Source organism: Sphingobacterium sp. UBA865 (genome assembly GCF_002295765.1).
In the GTDB taxonomy this organism is placed as follows: domain Bacteria; phylum Bacteroidota; class Bacteroidia; order Sphingobacteriales; family Sphingobacteriaceae; genus Sphingobacterium; species Sphingobacterium multivorum.
Map to the genome: position 1 here is coordinate 147,525 of NZ_DBGB01000001.1, position 18,021 is coordinate 165,545.

The following is an 18,021-nucleotide window of genomic DNA, read 5'->3' on the forward strand; positions in this document are numbered from 1 at the left end:
CACTGGTGAGAACACCTGCTAACATTACCAAACCCCAATAGTCCTTATCCGCATAAATCATATATGCAGATATTAAAATCAAAAGAATTGACACTAAATTGTAACTAATGTACTTCATTTTATTTCTCCCTCCTTACTCCTTTGAACTTACCACCAGATGTTTTCACATCCATAAATTGTCCTGTTTGTGTATCACGCTTAGTCCATAATCCTGTTGTTGGATTTTGAGTCTGCGTACGCCCACCGACGTAACCGTGACGACGATTGTCACCCGATTTGCCATTTCCAGCCATAACTTTTTTAGCTTTGAAATTTTAACATTGCCAGCAGCATATCGTATTGACTATCCGCTGCAAAAAATATCGCAACGGATAATCAAAAGCAATGTGCTTCGGCTTAATTACTCCAAGAAATAACGTGATTTGTACTTAGGAAACCGGTCAGCGTATAACCCCGGTTATAGCTAGAAAGGAGAAAGTATATATACTGTTTTTGAACAAAAGCTTTTGATTATACAAACAAAAATCTTTATTTTGCGTTCATTAAAAATAAAACCAAATATACTTTCGTGCTACCTTTCTAGGTATGGACGATACAAAAATTAAAGGGCTAAGAGGTCGAAGACTTAGCTCTTTTTCTCTATATAATCCTCCCACATTTATCCATATCTCATTTTCATACTACTAACTATTTTATTATTAATCCTTCAGTTATAAACAAATTTACTAAAATTTAAATCATCAATATCTCAAAGTGTGATGGAAGTTTTCCACATTAATCAACATCTAGCAACTCAAAGTATTCCACCATTAAATGAACTGTTGTATATGGATTGCGATCAACTATTCCCCTATCTTGCATTCTTCTATAAAGCCGTATAGCTCTTTCTTTTGCTGCAGGTAAATGCATATATAAAGATTTGAAATGGTTAAGCTTAGTTTTGTGATAACCAGGCCAAAGTCGCATCAAGTTACGCAAACAGTCCTCCCCACTTCCAAATGCTCTACCGCAGTCTTCAAAATGCAATGTAAACCAGAACTCCAGACTAATCGCAGAATAAGCAACCTGAAAGCCCTCTAACTCGCAAATATCAAAAGCTTCAACTAAATGAGGTGAATTATCATGATCGAAAAATAACCAAACACAATCGTAGGCATTTTTTTCTTTAAAAGCTTTAGTAGCTTTTCTCTTCGCTTCTTTCGCTAAACTCCGGGGATCATTCTGTTTATGCTGAACGATTTCTATAGTTACCATCCGTTGCCGCTCACGCGAAAGGCTAGCCTGCAGAGCACGAGCATAGATATACTCGGTCGTTCCCTCACATAATACCAATATTCGTTTATTAATCCCCCTAGCCATTTCGAAATATTAGTCCTGCATCGCAATTAATAACTCCATATCATTGATAATTGGTGTTGCTCCAAAACGCCCAGTAATATACCACTTATCTAAAGGCGTATTTAGACGAACGCCCTCCATATCCGAACAACGGAATAGAATACTCTCCCCATATTCGTTCTTTTCAGTAAACCAAACTTGATCCCTACGAAAAACTTCACTACTCAATTGGCTCACATCATGTGTAGCAAATATCAGTTGTGCATTATGTTTATTTAATAACGGATTATGAAATATTTGAATTAAAAATTTCGTAATCATCGGATGCAGATTCTTTTCCAGCTCATCTATGATCAACACCGATCCATCTTCTAATGCTTCAATAATAATTCCTCCTAAAGCAAAAAGGTTCTTAGTTCCCGTCGATTCGTCTTTCACTTCAAAAGTATGGCTGCCTACTCTCCTTCCCGAATCAAACAGCCCGTGAGAGGTCTTAATATCATATCTAAATTTTTCTTGTATACGCCCTCTAACCTCATCAGGAACCGCAGATGGGAAGTCAAATCCTTTCCAGTCCATTTCCTCAACAGAAACCTTCTCTATCCCAGTATCTAAGGCACATATCAAAGCATTAAAACGTTTTGTAAAGGTACCTTCTTCATCTTCCGCCAACCGACGAGCATAAAATCGTTTAAGATCATCTTCTGTATCACTATCCATAAATGGTACGGCTTGCAAAGTTTGATCAAAAAAATCATAGGCCCCTGTTAATGCATCAACATTATTCAATGCAGCTTTTGATAAAAAAAGCTGATTCGGAAGAAGCATTTTTTCAATCGTTTTTTTAGCCCCTTTATAATAATCTCCAAATTTGATGTCTGCATCAGCCTCTCTTAGATAAAGTAAAGCTTTGGAATTACCCTTATAAAAAAATAGCTCTTCGTATACTATTTTAGTAGCAGTAAACTTCACCTTATATAAATACTTTACCTCGAAGCTAACAAATTCTACTTCAAACTCTACTGGTCTCTGTTGATAACCAACATCCAGCAAAAACGGCTCATAAACCGGAATATCCTTATTCGGCTTAAAATTAGCGGAATGATTAACCAAATAATCCAACGCTCGTATAGCTCTCAAGAAACCTGATTTCCCAGAAGCATTTGCTCCAAACAACACACTACTTCGCAACAAATCCCCATGATAATTTTCAGGAGAACCCTTAGCTGAGGTTCTCCTCATATCTAATATGGCCCTTTCCTTAAAGGATCTAAAATTTGAAACTGCAAAATAAACTAACATATCTCTTCTGTTTATACACAAAAATAAAAAACAAAAATGATAAAACCTATATTTTTGTTCAAAACAAACAAAATAAACATTTTAATCATTTTTAAAACATTTTAAACATAATAAACAAATAGGGTAAGCAGCCCAGATGAGACTATTGACTGATTAAGAGGGCCAACCAAAAAAATTCAATTATATTTGTAACACCTAAATATTTTTAATAAAAGTATCAAGGAAATAGTAAAGCGATATGAAGACATCTTTGCAGAAACAAACTAAGCACGAACTTAAGGTAACTCACAGAGTTCCGAAGGCTACGCATGCTGTAACTTCTGACAATAACAGATTTAAAGGTATGTATAAAGACCTCGAAAAAGCTGAACCACTTTATATCCCAGGTTATAAAATTAGAGGTTAATTCCTTATAAGTTGACAGTTAAGCTATCCATATTAAATAAGTAATTTCTGCTAATATACCATATAACACCTCTTTTCTCTAATAACAAGCGTTAATCAAATAAAATAGAATTATTTTCATTACTTAATCTATAAGTATACAAAACTTGTTTTAAATTGACTTTGTTCATAAAAAATATTACCATCGATTTAAAAAAATGACTCCAGAAACTTTCTTTTCATCCGAATTGATCCTTGAAAACAATACAGTTCTATTACGCCCCTTGACTATGGACGATCTTGACAGCATCGAAACGATAAGCTATAACAAAGCATTGGGTGAATTTGGAGCGCGAGTAAAGAACAGAAATGACTTAATGGATTATTTTAACTTCTGTCTAAATGCTAAAAAAGCTAAAGAACTTTATCCGTTAATAATCATCGGCAAGGAAAACAACATTCCGATAGGAATCACTATGCTTGGAAATATAAGCTTTCAGCATAAAAGACTGGAAATAGGCTGGACCTGGATTGGTAAAAAATTTCAGGGAACAGGCATTAATGCTGTCTGCAAAGGACTTTTACTTAATTATTGCTTTGAAACGTTGAACCTGAGAAGGGTTGAATTTAAAATAGATAATAACAATCTAAAATCGCAAAGGGCCATAGAAAAGATTGGAGCTATCAAAGAAGGTCTTCTCAGAAATTACAACATCCAATCGTACGGAGAAAGTGAAGGAACTTACGTTTATAGTATCCTTAGAGAAGAATGGTTAAGCAGGCCAACATAGGACACCGTCGACCAGTTCCGTGATGCCGGACAGGCCGTTTATAGTTTGAGTTTGTCAGTCTCTTTGTGGTAACTAATGCCAGATGAAAAGTGGCCCCTCATTTAACGGAGACCTACCTATCAAAATCTACGGCTTTACTTCTTTGTATATCGTCTGGAATTCTCGATGCCATTTCTCCAATTTGTTATTCTTAAACCTAAATAAATAGTATTCGTCATCAAAAGGAACATTCCTGTAGGAAATAACTTCTATAGTATCCGTAGCGTTTGCTTCCTTTTGCGCAATTGAATAGGATGATCCAAGAATATTGACAACTTGCAATTTAGACATCCCCAATTCAAGCTGCTCCATTTTCGATTGTCTCATTGCGGCAATTCGTGTACCAGAACAAGAAGATAACACCACAATTAAAAGACTTAAAATGGCTATTAAATTATTCTTCATATATCTAATTTAAGAAATAATTTCATTAAATTGATGCCTTTAAGTTGGAGATAAGATTTACTCAAAAAGGCTCGTAATTTGAGTTAGATCTCGATCCGTTCGTAGCACGTCATTCAATTGGCACAATGGAACTAGAATTAATACCTGTAATAGAAATTGGATATAACAATCAGGACATATCAACACCGGATAAATATCCTTATTGGGAATACTTTATATTATGGGATAAATATAATGCTGAGAGCTACAAAAAAGCAGGTTTTAAAGACGATTTAAATCCATATTTAGCCGGATCATCATTTTACAGACTTTCTGAAATCACAGACAGCAATTTAACGAAACTTGTAACTGACCATACACACGAAATGAGGGCAGGAACATACGAACGAGAACAAGCAAGTGCGTTTTTTGGAGGTTATGTTCTTCGAATTGACCATCAGGACAAATATTTCCCACAATGTTGTGGTGATCTTTCAGACATCCATTATTGGGAAAAACTTGCAAATGGAAAAGATGGCTTTTATGCAGGACATCCGCAACCAAAAGTAAAAGTGGACACGAACATTATTACGCTAGATTTTACCGTAGAAGAGTTTGACGAACACTTTGCCCCCACACCAAAAGATGTATTGGTTTCATTTGACATTTCATCTCTAAAGAAAGCAATTGAAGTTGTAAAACAGGAATTAGAAAATTTCGAAGTAAGACTGGAGAGGATAAATCGGGACAACAATTTAAACATTGAAAGAATCGGCGAACTGTTGATATGGGATGATGAAAACTATCAATAAAGAAAACCGAATGGCTACATTATGGCCAATTTTAGGATGGCCAAAACAACTAACAAATGAACGATTTACCAATAGATTGTAAACAGGAAAGACCAATTTCAGCAGAGCTGTCCGAACTTTGGACGGCTATCAAGCTTCTGCCGCTAGACAATTGGACTGTCTCAACGGCATAATTTACCCAAACAATGATCCAGAACTACTTGGCGATATTATGGGAAGAGCGATTTTACGGTACCGTTAACCTAAGGTTTTTAGAAAATCTCCGTTTCATTAATAATACTAAATAATAAGATGATGTATATTAGCCAAATTCGAAATAAAAAACCTTTGGACGACCGCGAACATTATCCGTATAATATCCCGTCATTGTCAACACTGGATGAACTAAGATTTCGGAATCCGGTGACCTTCATCGTCGGAGAAAATGGTATCGGAAAATCGACTCTCGTAGAAGCTATAGCTATAAATGCTGGCTTTAATCCTGAAGGTGGAAGCCGTAATTTTAATTTTAGTACCATGGATTCTCATTCCGCTTTATTCGAAGATATCCAAGTGATACGAACCGCATATCGCAACAGAGATGGCTATTTTCTCAGGGCTGAAAGTTTTTATAATGTAGCCACCGCAGTAGATCAATATGAAGCTCAGAAATCCTATGGTGGTTCGCTACATGAACGATCTCATGGTGAAAGCTTTCTCTCGTTATTACATCATCGCCTAAACGGAAACGGACTCTATATCTTTGATGAGCCAGAATCAGCGCTGTCTATCTTAAGCCAGCTAAACATGCTGAGTCGAATAAGAGAGCTTGTCGATCTGAGATCGCAATTTATTATTGCAACACACTCCCCCATCTTAATGGCCTATCCCGAAGCTTACATCTATCAGGTAGCTGAAAATGGAATAAAGCTGATTGCATATCAGAATACTGAACAATACAAATTGATAAAGTATTTTATGAATAATCACGAACGGATGCTATCCGAATTGGGGTTTGATTTTTAAATCAAAAAAATGGAAAACATAAATAAATGCAAAGAACTCATTGGGAAAATATATGTCTTATATATCAAAAGTAAAGTTGCACTAGCCGAAGCACATTTAACAAGAAGCCCTAAATTCTATTTTGAAAAGTTCAACACCAAAAATGATCCCGAAATAAACATCGAAATATTAGATTATTTGGTCACCAGAGAATCGCCTGTTTACGCAGAGCTATCAAGAAAAAGCTGGGTGCTATTTGTCATTGAAATAACCAAGATATTATCAAAATCCAAAGGAGAAAAATTTGGAATTTGGAAGCTTTACAATAAGCTGCTAAACAAAGAATTCAAAGATGATATTTCTCTCGATTACTTTAGCGAAATTTTAAAGATGATCGAAGATAATTATCAAGATTCAACACTTAACAAGTTAAAATTGCTACGTGATAAATTTTACGCACATACAGACAGTGAAATCAATATCCTGACACAAGATTTATTTCCTACTTACAACGAAGTATGGGAATTAATGGATATTATAGAACGATTCTTGGTGGCTATCTACTCAGAATACAGCGCTGGTATAGATTTACGAATTGATAGATTCTTGAATAAGTATGCAAGGGAGTTTGAAAAGACTTATAAATATTTTCAAACTACAATGGATATCGCGGATACCTACCGCTTAGAAAGACATTTCAGTAAATTGGAAATTGACGCTTTTAGAAATAGAAAAAATTAAATCGAACTTGAGTTAACCAGATAATCAATAAGTTTGTCCACTTCCTTGATAAATTTCAATAAATAATGAGATACATATACCTTATCATCTTCATGAAAAATTGGAAAAAATTCTTGGGGAAGATTATAATAAATTGCCTTTTCATGCCAAAAACAACGATCTATAAATTCCGTTTGCTCGAGCACTTCTCGAAGATTGCTTAGCAGAGTATGGCAAACTGTATATCATATGTCACCTTGCCCGCGAGATTCTTCTCTGGATCAGGCAGCCATAAGCCGACATTTCCTTTGGTTGAGAGGTAAAATGAGTGACTGAAAACGAGAGGAATAAAAGAGAGCTTACCAGCTCCGGCGGAACTTGACGGATTCTTGGATACCGAAGCATGGTAAGTCTATAGGGTTAAAAGCCGTATTTTCGAATTATCACACAAAGATAATTTATAGAAGGTATATTAATTTTGTCAGAATTAGTCCATTGCTTTACATATTTATAAATTGTACCTTATCAAGAATATGTTTAAAATTTGGCAACATCCGAGTGATAGCTTATAATTTAAATAGCTGTGCGCAGTCTACTGGTATGTATATTTTTCCCAGCTCCGGACCTCGGGAGCTGTGCAAGTCATATCGTCCGTGCCCCCACCCGATCGTACATATCGGCCGTTTGCCCCCCTTAGGGAGAATGTACCGTCTGCATTAGGAATCCAGTCGAATGCCTCCCAAGTTGAAGCAGTTGTTCTATTACAGATCATAGCCTTAACCCCATTTTCAGAAGAAACATATTTCCCCATGGATTTCAGGTATACCTTGCCTGTACCGGCACTGATCACTTCGAAACGTTCCCAACTTCCTACTGTAGCACGGTCACAAAGCATATTGGCCGTACCGTTATTGCTGGTTACGTATTTGCCATTACTTCCTTTGATACTAATTGTTTGGCCAACAGGAATGCTCACCGTAGCGGGCTGATCAGGTTGGCTCGCCGTATTCAGACGTACGCGAATGGGATAATGATCAGATGGTAAACTATTGTCATACGTATCGATAACGATATTATACTGGTCTACCTGAAAATGAGGCGAAACAAAGATGTGGTCGATCCGGCTATTGGCCACTCGGTTAATATCCCATCCATTATAGGTATGTCCCTTGGGATTATAAGGATAATGATTGAGGGTATAGGCATCCTTTACCACTCCTGAGGTCTGCAAGATATTGTATTGGTTGGTCGTTTGATTTGAATTGAAATCACCGGATAAAACGACAGGATTAGTACCCGCAATCTCCTCGATTTTTGCTAATACCAGCTTTACACCGTTGGTTTGCGATAAAGTTGTCAGATCAAGATGCGTGTTGAAATAAAAAAAAGAGGTATTGGATGCGATGTCGCTGATCTTAGCCCAGGTGCAGACCCGGGGGTGTACGGCATCCCAGCCGATGCTTCCTTTTACGGTAGGCGTCTCCGAAAGCCAAAAATTACCACTGGCCAAAATACTAAACTTGCTCTTGTTGTAGAAAATGGCTGTATGTTCTCCTGTGCCATTTGCATCTCTGCCAGAACCTAAGTTATTAAAGTCAGGAAGTAGACTCTGTAGATCTGCCATTTGGTTGTCTTTCGCTTCCTGCACACCGAAAACATCAAACTTGTGTGTCTTAATCAAATTGGCTATCATCGTTTTGCGGTCTGACCATTTATGATCTGGCGCATCTGCCGTAACATCTACACGTACATTATAGCTGGCCAATACAATTGTCGGAAGTTCAGCTGCTGCTACTTCTGCCTTTAGCCTGGGCTGAACGGAATCTACTCTTTCCGGTTCAAGTGCCTGTTCTTTACAGGACAGAAAGAGGGCTATGATACTTATAAGGATCAGTAAGCCCGATTTACATTGTTTCATGTTGTTTTAATTTAATTGGTGACTATTTTATTTCAAAATTGACAATCAAAGGGACGTGCCTATTTGGTGTATACCCTGCTGTATAATAATTGATGACACGCAGCTGCGATGCAGAGGAAAAAAAGATATAATCGCTCACTGTTGTTGGGTTGGGATAGGAAAAGGTCGGCAGTGGAGTCTCCTGAGTATACAACATAAAATATTCATTCAGCTTATTAAATGATGCAGATCCCACATTCGCCGTCATATTTCCGGCAAGTACAAGTGGCGTATCGTCTTGTTTTAGCTTATCTTTTAATTCATCGATCTGGGTCAAGCGGTTGTTCTCCTTGCTAAACTCAAGTTGTATGGAGACCACTTTAAGCTTTTTACCTTTTCCTACATCCACAACTGCTATTGCTGCACCCCGCGCTTCGTCATTCGGATCAGTATATAGTTTCATATTTTCGGATGATAGTATGGGGTAACGGCTTAAAATCGCATTTCCGGATTTTCCCTGGCTCACCTCCCTAACCGGCGCATAAAAATGATTCATTCCCGTCAGTTCGCCGAGCTTTTTGGCCTGGTCCACATCCATCTGACCCCGATTCGTAAACTGGTCTACCTGACGCATACAGACAATATCTGCCTTATTTGATTTGATTACATCTGCGACTGCCTCGATATCCAGTACCCCGGTATTTGTACCTTTGATCGCACGGTTGGTATAGTTGATATCATAGGACATCACCCTAATTGATCCCTCGGCAGAACCACTATTTTCATTTCCTGCAGGCTTCTCCACCACTTCATAGCGATAGACTTCCTCGACCTGGGTGATTTCCTTGCAACTGTTTAAGCTGATGACCGAACCGGTTATTAAGGTCATCAGGAAACTGTTTTTTATATTTTTCATTTTATTTTAGCTGTTATTTATTGTTTATACTAAGTTTTACACGCACAGGATAATGATCAGAGGGTAGTTTACCTTCATAATCATCGATCAGAATGTCATATTCATTTACCGTAAATTGTGGTGTGACAAATACCATATCTATTCTGGCCTTTGAAGACCTGTTCATATCAAACAGATTTAGCGTCCCCTTGGGCGCATTTGGATCAGCAGCCAAGGAATAACAATCGCGTATTATCGTCGATGTATTTAAGGTTTTGTAGTTTTCGCCATATTGGTCAAAGTTGAAATCTCCACTTAAGACCGTGGGTAGATTGCCTGCAATTTCGGGAATTTTACGCAGCAATAGAGCGGTACTTTCCCGCTGCGCAACTTGTCCCTGATGATCAATATGGGTATTAAATACATAAAACTCGGTTCCGGTTGAGCGCTGACGAAACCGCCCCCAACTACATATCCTGTTGAGCGATGCATCCCAACCCGGCCCAGGGCTCTCAGGACTAGGCGACAACCAGAAATCTCCTGTCTGTCTCACTTCGAAGAGATCCGAACGGTAAAAAATTTCCACATGTTCTCCGGTAAGACCATTGTCACGACCAGCACCGAAGTGTTTATATTGGGGTAGATTTTCAGCAAGATCGTTCACCTGGTTATCCTTCCCCTCCTGAATGCCAAATAGCTCAAACTGATGCTTCTTCACCATGTCAACAACCATCGTCTTGCGCAATTTCCATGGATTATCCACATCAGCGTCTGTGTCTGTACGAATATTGAAGGTGGCATAATAAAAGGGATCGATACTTCTTTTCTCCGGATATTCGTATACTTTTTTGCAGCCCGAAAACAACATAAAAAATGCGATCAGCGAAACTATTTCTGTAAAGTGCAATTTGATTTTTTTCATTGTCAGTGTTAGTTAGAAGGTTGCCACCCTAGGTTCTGTTTCACTTTGTCCCCGCTCAGTACCACCTGATCCAACGGAATCGGGTAGAAATACCGCTTCTCGTCAAATACTTTCTTCACATTGCTGAGCCAGATCAGATTTCCTTTTGTTCCCTCACTCAATTGACTCGATCCGCCGTTGATAATGTAATAAATAACACCCGACACCGTATTCGAAGGACGCGAAGTGACAAAAGAAACATCCGGTTTGCCATCACTATTTAGGTCCATCAAGGTATTCATGGCGGGTACATACATCCCTACAAATGGTTTTTCCAACAAATAACCTGCTTTCCAACGGACAAGATCGTCGTAGCGAAAGCCTTCGGCAACAAGTTCAATAGCTCGCTCCTTGCGGATTTCAACCAATGCGGTGCTCTGCAGACCGGGAAAGAACTCACGCTGATAATAGCTGTCCATTGTCGTCGGCATATCAGCCTTGGTAATACCGGCGCGCTGGCGCAAAAGACGTATGGTCTTGTCCCATACCGAAGAACCGAAAGTATTTAACTCTGCCATGGCTTCAGCATAGTTTAAAAGAACTTCGGCATAGCGTATTAATGGGATAGAATTATAGTTTTCGGCTTTTCCATCCAGACCAGAATCATCCAGTGTATATTTTATGGGCTGGTAACCGGTGGTAGTATAACCGAAATCAGGTGCCGCAGCAGTGCCATTGCTGCGTTTATATCCTGCAAGACGGATAGTCTGCCCGAGCCTCTTATCACGATTTTGGGTCTCCTGCATAAAAGTCATTGTTTCAAATCCCGGCTGCTCAGTAAACCGCGTACCGTCCAGCATCGGATACGAGTTGATAAAACTTTTGGTAAGACTCCACCTCGATCCGTAAGTGGCACTCGTAAACCACCAGTTGGCCGAATGCCAACGGCGTAGGCTATTGTTATAGACCGTCGCCAGCATAACCTCGTCGGTTTGCGGGTTTTCACTGATAAAAAGGCTTCGGTAATCACTGGCAGAATTGCCGGTATTCCGCAATTTATACATACCGCTATTCATCACTTTTTCAGCAGCATCGGCAGCACGTGTAAACCAAATATCAGCCTGATCTTTCAAGTTTAACTGAGGGTGATATTTTCTTATCGAGCCCTCAAAAAGGCATATCCTGGATTTCATTGCCAAGGCTACATTGCGTGTAATCCGTGACGAGCTTGTATTTTTCGCTACCCGTAAATTTTCACAGGCAAAATCCAAATCTGCCAATACAGAATCCATGACCAATGTGCGAGGATCACGAGCTTTGTAAATAGCGGGGTCATCATCAGCTAAGGTATTGCTGTACCAGGGCACATCGCCAAATTTCTTGACCATATTGAAATAGAACCAGGCCCGGAAAAAGCGTGCCAGGCCCTGATAATGATCCCGGGCTTCCTGTGATATGGAAGGGTTATTAAAATTCTCCAAAAAATAATTGATGTTGCGCAGTGGCCCCCAGTCCCAACCCGAAGTCTGATTGGATTCGAACCCATTCTGGATGTATACATTAATTGAACTCACAGCGCCATAATCCGACATGTTGTCGCTACTAAAAACATCCTTATATACCTGATCTGCCTGGGGCATAATCTGCGTGGCAGCGTAAAAAGAATTGGTATATAATTCAAGTCCTTTCTCACTGTTGAAGACCGTCTCAGGTGTCATCTTGTCTACCGGACTCAGGTCAAATAACTTTTCACATCCTGTCAAAAAAGGAATTAGAAGTATAAACAAATATATTTTCTTCATCTTTATCGATTTAATTTTGAATTGATTACTGCATTAAAATGTAATATCTAAACCAAACGTAAAACTCCGCAGCATCGGGTAACGATAGCCATTACCATTTTTTTCGTTGATTTCGGGATCGGCACCTTCGATGACTTCCGGATCAAAATTCCGCGTCACCTTATACATAGGCGAATAGGTCCATAGATTTTGTGCATTGAGGAAAAGTCTTGCCTGAGATAACTTGACACGTTCCATCCAACCCTTCGGAATAGTATAGCCAATGGTCAGATTTTTCAACCGGATATAACTTGCATCTTGCAGATAACGCGTCTGCTCAACGCGTAATGTCCCCGTAGCATTTTGGGCAAGATAGCCCCGGTACCTCGGGAAATAAGCATCGGGATTTTCAGGTGACCATGCATTATCAATGGTGTGTTGTGGCAAAAATCCATAGGGACGGTTATACTGTCCCCAAAAATATCCAGCTTCGGTTCCGGGCCACCAGTCACGTTTGCCGATCCCTTGAAAAAATGCGTCTAATGAAAAACCGTTCCAGTTTAGCCCGATATTTAAACCGTAAGTGTAGCGGACCTCACTATTTCCGATAATAGACCGATCACCCGGATTATCTATAGTATTCTCCCCATTATTAATAACGCCGTCGCCATTTAAATCTTTAAATTTCACATCTCCGGGCAGATAGTTGTTTCCACTGGAGGTACGGAGAAAGTTCTGGTTGGCATGATTACGGATCTCTTCAATATTCTGAAAAAGTCCCTCGGTGGTATATCCCCAGATTTCGCCGAGTCTCATACCCACGTAGTAGGTATTGTTAAGACTTCCGGTGGGATTGTTGAACTTTGTAATCCGGGCCCGCTGATCCGCCAGTACCAGGCGGAGATTATAACCCAATGGCTTATTGGCACCGATTTGATCCTTCCAGTTCAGGGAAAGCTCCCAGCCTTTGGTTTCAAGATCAGCATTATTGCCCTTGGGCACAGTAGCACCAAAGGTACGCGGCAGTGGCTGCAGTGCAGTGAACATATCGGTAGTGCGACGGCTGTACCAGTCAAACACAATTCCTAAACGGTTACGGAGCATCGTCATATCAATACCCAAGTCCAATGTCGTCGATGTTTCCCAAGTGAGTTTGTTGGGCAATACCGCAGGCTGGCTGATCTGAGAAGGGAACACACCGTCGAGCAACATGGGGGAACGCGTTGCGCCCAATGTGGTCAGAAAGAGATACTCATCGATATCACCATTTGGCATACTGCCATAGGAAGCCCTTAACTTCAATTCATTCAACCAGCTTTTTGCAGGTTTCAAAAACTGTTCTTCCGAAACCCTCCAGCCGGCAGACGCAGAAGGGAAGAAAGCGAAGCGCTGATCCTTCGGAAAGCGTGAGGATCCATCATAGCGACCATTGAACTCGAAGAGGTATCTATTATCAAAAATGTAGTTCAATCGATAAAACGCACCAAAAATAGCCCAGTCCGCGCCGCCACCTGTGCTGGTATAATTGAGACCATCCATTAAACTAAAATCCGGAAGTTCGGGATTTAACAAACCATCTCTTTGAAAGCGATTCTTTCTGGTTCGCGAATATTCGAGGTTGTAGCCCAATAAACCTTTGAAGGAATGCTTACCCCAGTCCTGACGGTAATCTCCGTAAATATTATTTGCAAAGTAACGCTCTTCTTTTTGATCTTCACGTAGAAAGTTGTTACCAGCAGTTTCCATTACCCCGGGACTATTGCTATAAGTAATGGGATACAATTGGGTATTGACCTTTCCACTGCGCTGCATATAGGTGAAGTCGGCATTGATATTAATCCTTTTATCCAAAAAAGTACTTTTAAGCCCCACTGTATTGCGCAACATGTTTTCCTTTTCCTTGCGCGAGCTATTTGCTGTCTCATAATCGCCTAGGGTAAAAGCGGCATGTTGTGTAAGGCTACCATCTGGGTTTCGCAAAACTGCCATCGGAAATCCTTGGTCAGCAATATTGCGTAGCACCTGATTCTGATAAATTGAGCTCATCGGTTCACGGTAGTCGTAGGCAGAGAAATCCAGGTTATTGGACAGGCTTAACCATTTGTTCAGCTTGATCTCCCCTTTCGCACGGAAGTTATACTTATTGAAATCATCAGGATTATAACGATATACACCGGCTTGTTTGTAATAACGACCAGAAATATAGTAACTCAGATTCTCGGTCCCTTTCGAAATACTGATATTCTGTTCCAAAGACGGCGTAATCCCCTTGTAAAGCTCCTTCAGCCAATTCGTTTTGCCGAAATAGAGATAACGTCCATTAGCAGGGTTCAGGCCTGTTTCAGGTAGTCCCAATTGTGGGTTTTCACTTCTGTATTTCAAAGAGTCGAGGTAGCTCAAGGAAAAAGGAAATGCATTGTTTACTCCTGTTGGATTTGACGAATAATCGTTCCAACCGCGAAAAGACTCCAGAAACATTTTGGCCCATGTATAGCCATCCCACACCATATCCGGTTTTGTAGTCTGCTCATTTATGGTATAGCTGCTATTAAAGCGTACGCTTGTAGTTCCGTTTTTCGATGATTTGGTGGTGATCAAAACCACACCAAAAGCACCACGAGCTCCATAAATAGCGGCAGATGCGGCATCTTTAAGAACCGTAACACTTTCAATATCGTTGGGATTAAGCAGGTTAGGATCACCAGCAACACCGTCGATCATAACCAATGTGCTTCCACCACTCAACGAAGTTGTCCCACGTACATTGTAGGTAGCTCCCCGTGTGGGTTTACCATCGGTCATTCGGATATTGAGATTAGGGATAACTCCCTGAAGACCCCGCGTAGTGCTCGGCATAGGTCTATTTTCAAATACTTCGGCACCGACCTGATCGACGGCACCGGTCAGGTTTACTTTTTTCTGCGCGCCGTAGCCCACAATAACCAGTTCCTCAAGTTGCTGCTGGTCTGGTTGGAGGCGGGCCGTGATAAGCGTCCTTCCGCGGACGGGTTCCTCCATTGTTACAAAGCCGACATAGGAAATCTCCAGAACCGCAGCTTCATCAACATTGTCTAGCACAAACCGACCGTCATTTCCTGTACTGGTAATTATATTGGTTCCCTTCACTTTTACACTGGCAGCACTCAGGGGCTTGTCCCTGGCATCTAAGATCTGCCCATTGATCTTTATTTTAACAAGGGTATTCAAATCGGAGCTATTAATTGAATCTTTTCCTCTCCGGATCACGATCGTGTTGTCGCTTATGGCAAAATCTAGCCCCTGGCCAGATAATGATCGGGTTAGCACGGTGTTGACATCTTGCGCTATAAAGTCGACACGGATTTTATTGTTCTTCTTTTCAAGTAGGTCTGATTTGTACACCACATTATACCCGGTCTGCCGTTTAATTTCACTAAACAGCTCTTTAAGATTTAGGGCTTTGTTTCGAATCGTCAATTGCTGAGCGAATCCAGAAGCACTGACCTGCAGGATAAAAGCAAATAAAAAGAATGTTGTTAATTTCATAACCAATAGGATTTTCCTGGTCGCACATAATAACCTTATGCCCTCTTTGAAAGCATTATTTTTCATACATTTGAATACATTTGGGTTTTAAACTAGATTTCCGAAAGATTTCAATCTGGGTTAACCAGATATAAGTGATACCTAAATGAATAGCGTGTCCTGACCGCGAATCGGGGCACGCATCATTTTCTATCACCGCAGCGTTCAAGAGGGTGGTTTTTTAAACATTTGTATTGGATTTATTGTGATTATTTGTTTCATATTTTCCGATGGATACCAGACATTATTTGGTCACGATAATTCTACGCCCGTTGATACGAAAGCGAACCTCTCCGGTGAGTTCCAGTTTCTCGAGCACTTTCGAAATCTCTGAAAAACGGCTGACTGCCCCACCAAAACGCGTAGCGGGATCAACCTGCTCGTAGGAAACATTGACATTATACCAGCGTGCAATTTTATTCATAATACTTTCGAGCGATTCATCTGTAAAGACAAATTCACCGTTTTTCCAGGCCACACTTTCTTGGGTATCCACTTGCCGCACCTTGGCCTTACCATGTCCCGATTCATACTCCTGCCCCGGTTTGAGTAGCAGCGGTTGGTCACCATTGTTCGAATTGACACGGATTGCGCCTTCCAGAAGTGTGGTCTTGTGAAGCTTGTCATCAGGATAACTGTTGACGTTAAAATGAGTACCAAGGACGGAAATTTTCTGGTCTAAAGTCTGTAGAATAAATGGCTTCGCAGGATCTTTGGCTACTTCAAAATAGGCCTCCCCGACAAGCTCAACAGTCCGTTCTGTTTTTGCAAACCGTACGGGATACTTTAATACTGAAGCAGCATTAAGCCATACATGCGTGCCGTCCGGCAGAATGACCTGGAACTGCCCTCCTCTAGGCGTCTCTATGGCGTTATACTGATCTGATAGCTTACCACTACCTAGATAGTTATCAGAAACCGTATATAGCAATTGCCCATCAACCGATTGACTGATGACAACGCCAGCATCGTTTGCCAATGTTCCATTCCCGGCATCAGCAAGGGATAGCTTCTTACCATTGGACAAGGTCAGGAATGCCCGGTTTCCGCCTGGAACAATCTTATTATCTACAGCTGTTTGATTGATTGGAATACTTAAATTATGCTGATAGAGCAGCCATGTTATTGTGACAACCAACAATATTGCAGCTGCAGCTGCAATACGTTTCCACAAAACCACTTTTGGGGGTTTAGATACGGTGTTTAGCCGCCGCCATACGGAGTCAAGATTCTCCTCCAATTCCTCATCGGAAATATCAGCGGATCCTGCTTCCATACGCTCACGATACCATGCTTCAAGAATTTCTAGCTCTTTTGGGCTGATTGTTCCTTTATTATACTTTTCAAGTAACAGCTCTGCTTCTCGGTCTTTCATATGTGGTTTATATCGGTTTTTAGATATAAGACGAATGAAACCTAATCTGGTGTAAGAAAAAAAATAAAAAATTTAAAATAAGTGCAAAATCATCAGCAATGAAGTGATTTTGGGGCGGAGTATCTTAAGCGCATTGTTAATCTGTTTTTTGACCGTATGGTCTGAAATATTCAATTGTGCCGCAATTTCCTTGTGCGAAAGGTTATCACGACGGCTTAGCTCAAAAATCTCACGCATCTTGGGTGGCAGTGCTGCCACTTCCCGGTCCAGCAAATTAACGAGCTCGTTAAAAAGCACCTGTCGCTCCGTGTAAGGTATGGAACATTCAATATAGTGTTGCAATGAATCCAGGTAATTGCCCACAAATCTATTTCTTGCAATATGATCTAATATGCGATTTCTTAGTGCTCCATTTAAATAGGCCGATAAACTCCTGTTGATCGTAATAGTCTCTCGTCTCACCCAGAGCGTCAGAAAAAGATCATGGATCACATCATTTACTTCTTCTTTCTTCTCCAGAACTTTCAACGCATGTCTATATAACGGTGCCTTATACCGATTGTAAATTTCGGTATAAGCCTGATGTGAGCCTGCCCGCAGGTGCTCAATCAATTGTTCGTCAGCGATAGATTCATACTTGGTCATTTTTAATTGCTTAGGGCTATCTAAATATAGTAATTACTTCCCGGATTAATTAATGTCTCCGTAATCGGGGAACGTTCCAATATATAAATAAAGAGGCTTAAACCTGATATAAAAGAAAAAAAATCATAATTTCTTAATATATTATTATCGAACACCTACCGTTTAGAAAGGCATTTTAGCAAATTAGAGGTTGAGGATTTTAGAAGAAG

The 18,021-nt window shown here is 40.2% G+C and carries 15 protein-coding genes; 4 read left to right on the forward strand and 11 right to left on the reverse strand.

Annotation, left to right across the window (positions count from 1 at the left end; translation table 11 throughout):
- Positions 1–119: 119 nt before the first annotated feature.
- The 3 genes from B2O97_RS00600 to B2O97_RS00610 all read right to left on the reverse strand — a co-directional run bounded on the left by B2O97_RS00600 (position 120) and on the right by B2O97_RS00610 (position 2,640).
- Entirely contained in the window at positions 120–293 is a 174-nt protein-coding gene (locus B2O97_RS00600; RefSeq protein WP_286766687.1) for a hypothetical protein, read from the reverse strand.
- A gap of 481 nt (positions 294–774) precedes the next feature.
- The gene (locus tag B2O97_RS00605; protein WP_286766688.1) at positions 775–1,359 is read right to left on the reverse strand and encodes an RloB family protein; all 585 of its coding nucleotides are present in this window, start codon (positions 1,357–1,359) and stop codon (positions 775–777) included.
- Between the two features lie 9 nt (positions 1,360–1,368).
- Entirely contained in the window at positions 1,369–2,640 is a 1,272-nt protein-coding gene (locus B2O97_RS00610; RefSeq protein ID WP_286766689.1) for an AAA family ATPase, read from the reverse strand.
- Between the two features lie 602 nt (positions 2,641–3,242).
- On the opposite strand from B2O97_RS00610, the gene B2O97_RS00615 reads away from it, so the two are divergent.
- Positions 3,243–3,815, forward strand: coding sequence for a GNAT family N-acetyltransferase (locus B2O97_RS00615; protein ID WP_286766690.1), 573 nt, complete (start codon positions 3,243–3,245; stop codon positions 3,813–3,815).
- A 126-nt stretch (positions 3,816–3,941) separates the two neighbouring features.
- Here the strand turns inward: B2O97_RS00615 and B2O97_RS00620 are convergent, their stop codons facing one another.
- The gene (locus B2O97_RS00620) at positions 3,942–4,259 is read right to left on the reverse strand and encodes a hypothetical protein (protein ID WP_286766691.1); all 318 of its coding nucleotides are present in this window, start codon (positions 4,257–4,259) and stop codon (positions 3,942–3,944) included.
- 125 nt (positions 4,260–4,384) lie between these two features.
- Between B2O97_RS00620 and B2O97_RS00625 the strand changes: the two genes are divergently transcribed.
- The 3 genes from B2O97_RS00625 to B2O97_RS00635 all read left to right on the forward strand — a co-directional run bounded on the left by B2O97_RS00625 (position 4,385) and on the right by B2O97_RS00635 (position 6,775).
- Positions 4,385–5,050 carry a hypothetical protein gene (locus B2O97_RS00625; protein ID WP_286766692.1) on the forward strand — a complete coding sequence of 222 codons (666 nt, stop codon included), beginning with the start codon at positions 4,385–4,387 and terminating at the stop codon, positions 5,048–5,050.
- 291 nt (positions 5,051–5,341) lie between these two features.
- Positions 5,342–6,055 carry an AAA family ATPase gene (locus B2O97_RS00630; protein ID WP_286766693.1) on the forward strand — a complete coding sequence of 238 codons (714 nt, stop codon included), beginning with the start codon at positions 5,342–5,344 and terminating at the stop codon, positions 6,053–6,055.
- A 9-nt stretch (positions 6,056–6,064) separates the two neighbouring features.
- Positions 6,065–6,775: a hypothetical protein gene (locus B2O97_RS00635; protein ID WP_286766694.1), complete on the forward strand. Its 711-nt coding sequence runs from the start codon at positions 6,065–6,067 to the stop codon at positions 6,773–6,775.
- A gap of 571 nt (positions 6,776–7,346) precedes the next feature.
- Here the strand turns inward: B2O97_RS00635 and B2O97_RS00640 are convergent.
- From B2O97_RS00640 to B2O97_RS00670, 7 genes are all read right to left on the reverse strand, one after another.
- Entirely contained in the window at positions 7,347–8,672 is a 1,326-nt protein-coding gene (locus B2O97_RS00640; RefSeq protein WP_286766695.1) for an endonuclease/exonuclease/phosphatase family protein, read from the reverse strand.
- A gap of 22 nt (positions 8,673–8,694) precedes the next feature.
- Positions 8,695–9,567, reverse strand: coding sequence for an endonuclease/exonuclease/phosphatase family protein (locus B2O97_RS00645; protein ID WP_286766696.1), 873 nt, complete (start codon positions 9,565–9,567; stop codon positions 8,695–8,697).
- A 13-nt stretch (positions 9,568–9,580) separates the two neighbouring features.
- On the reverse strand, positions 9,581–10,468 hold the full coding sequence (locus tag B2O97_RS00650) for an endonuclease/exonuclease/phosphatase family protein (RefSeq protein ID WP_286766697.1): 888 nt from the start codon (positions 10,466–10,468) through the stop codon (positions 9,581–9,583).
- Positions 10,469–10,476: 8 nt separating this feature from the next.
- Entirely contained in the window at positions 10,477–12,249 is a 1,773-nt protein-coding gene (locus tag B2O97_RS00655) for a RagB/SusD family nutrient uptake outer membrane protein (protein ID WP_286766698.1), read from the reverse strand.
- A gap of 33 nt (positions 12,250–12,282) precedes the next feature.
- Complete coding sequence (locus tag B2O97_RS00660; protein ID WP_286766699.1) at positions 12,283–15,753, reverse strand: TonB-dependent receptor; 3,471 nt, start codon at positions 15,751–15,753, stop codon at positions 12,283–12,285.
- Positions 15,754–16,036: 283 nt separating this feature from the next.
- Positions 16,037–17,167, reverse strand: a complete 1,131-nt coding sequence (locus B2O97_RS00665) for a FecR family protein (protein ID WP_286766700.1) — start codon at positions 17,165–17,167, stop codon at positions 16,037–16,039.
- 72 nt (positions 17,168–17,239) lie between these two features.
- Positions 17,240–17,812 (reverse strand): RNA polymerase sigma factor, encoded by a 573-nt coding sequence (locus B2O97_RS00670; RefSeq protein ID WP_286766701.1) that lies wholly within the window; start codon positions 17,810–17,812, stop codon positions 17,240–17,242.
- Positions 17,813–18,021 lie beyond the last annotated feature (209 nt).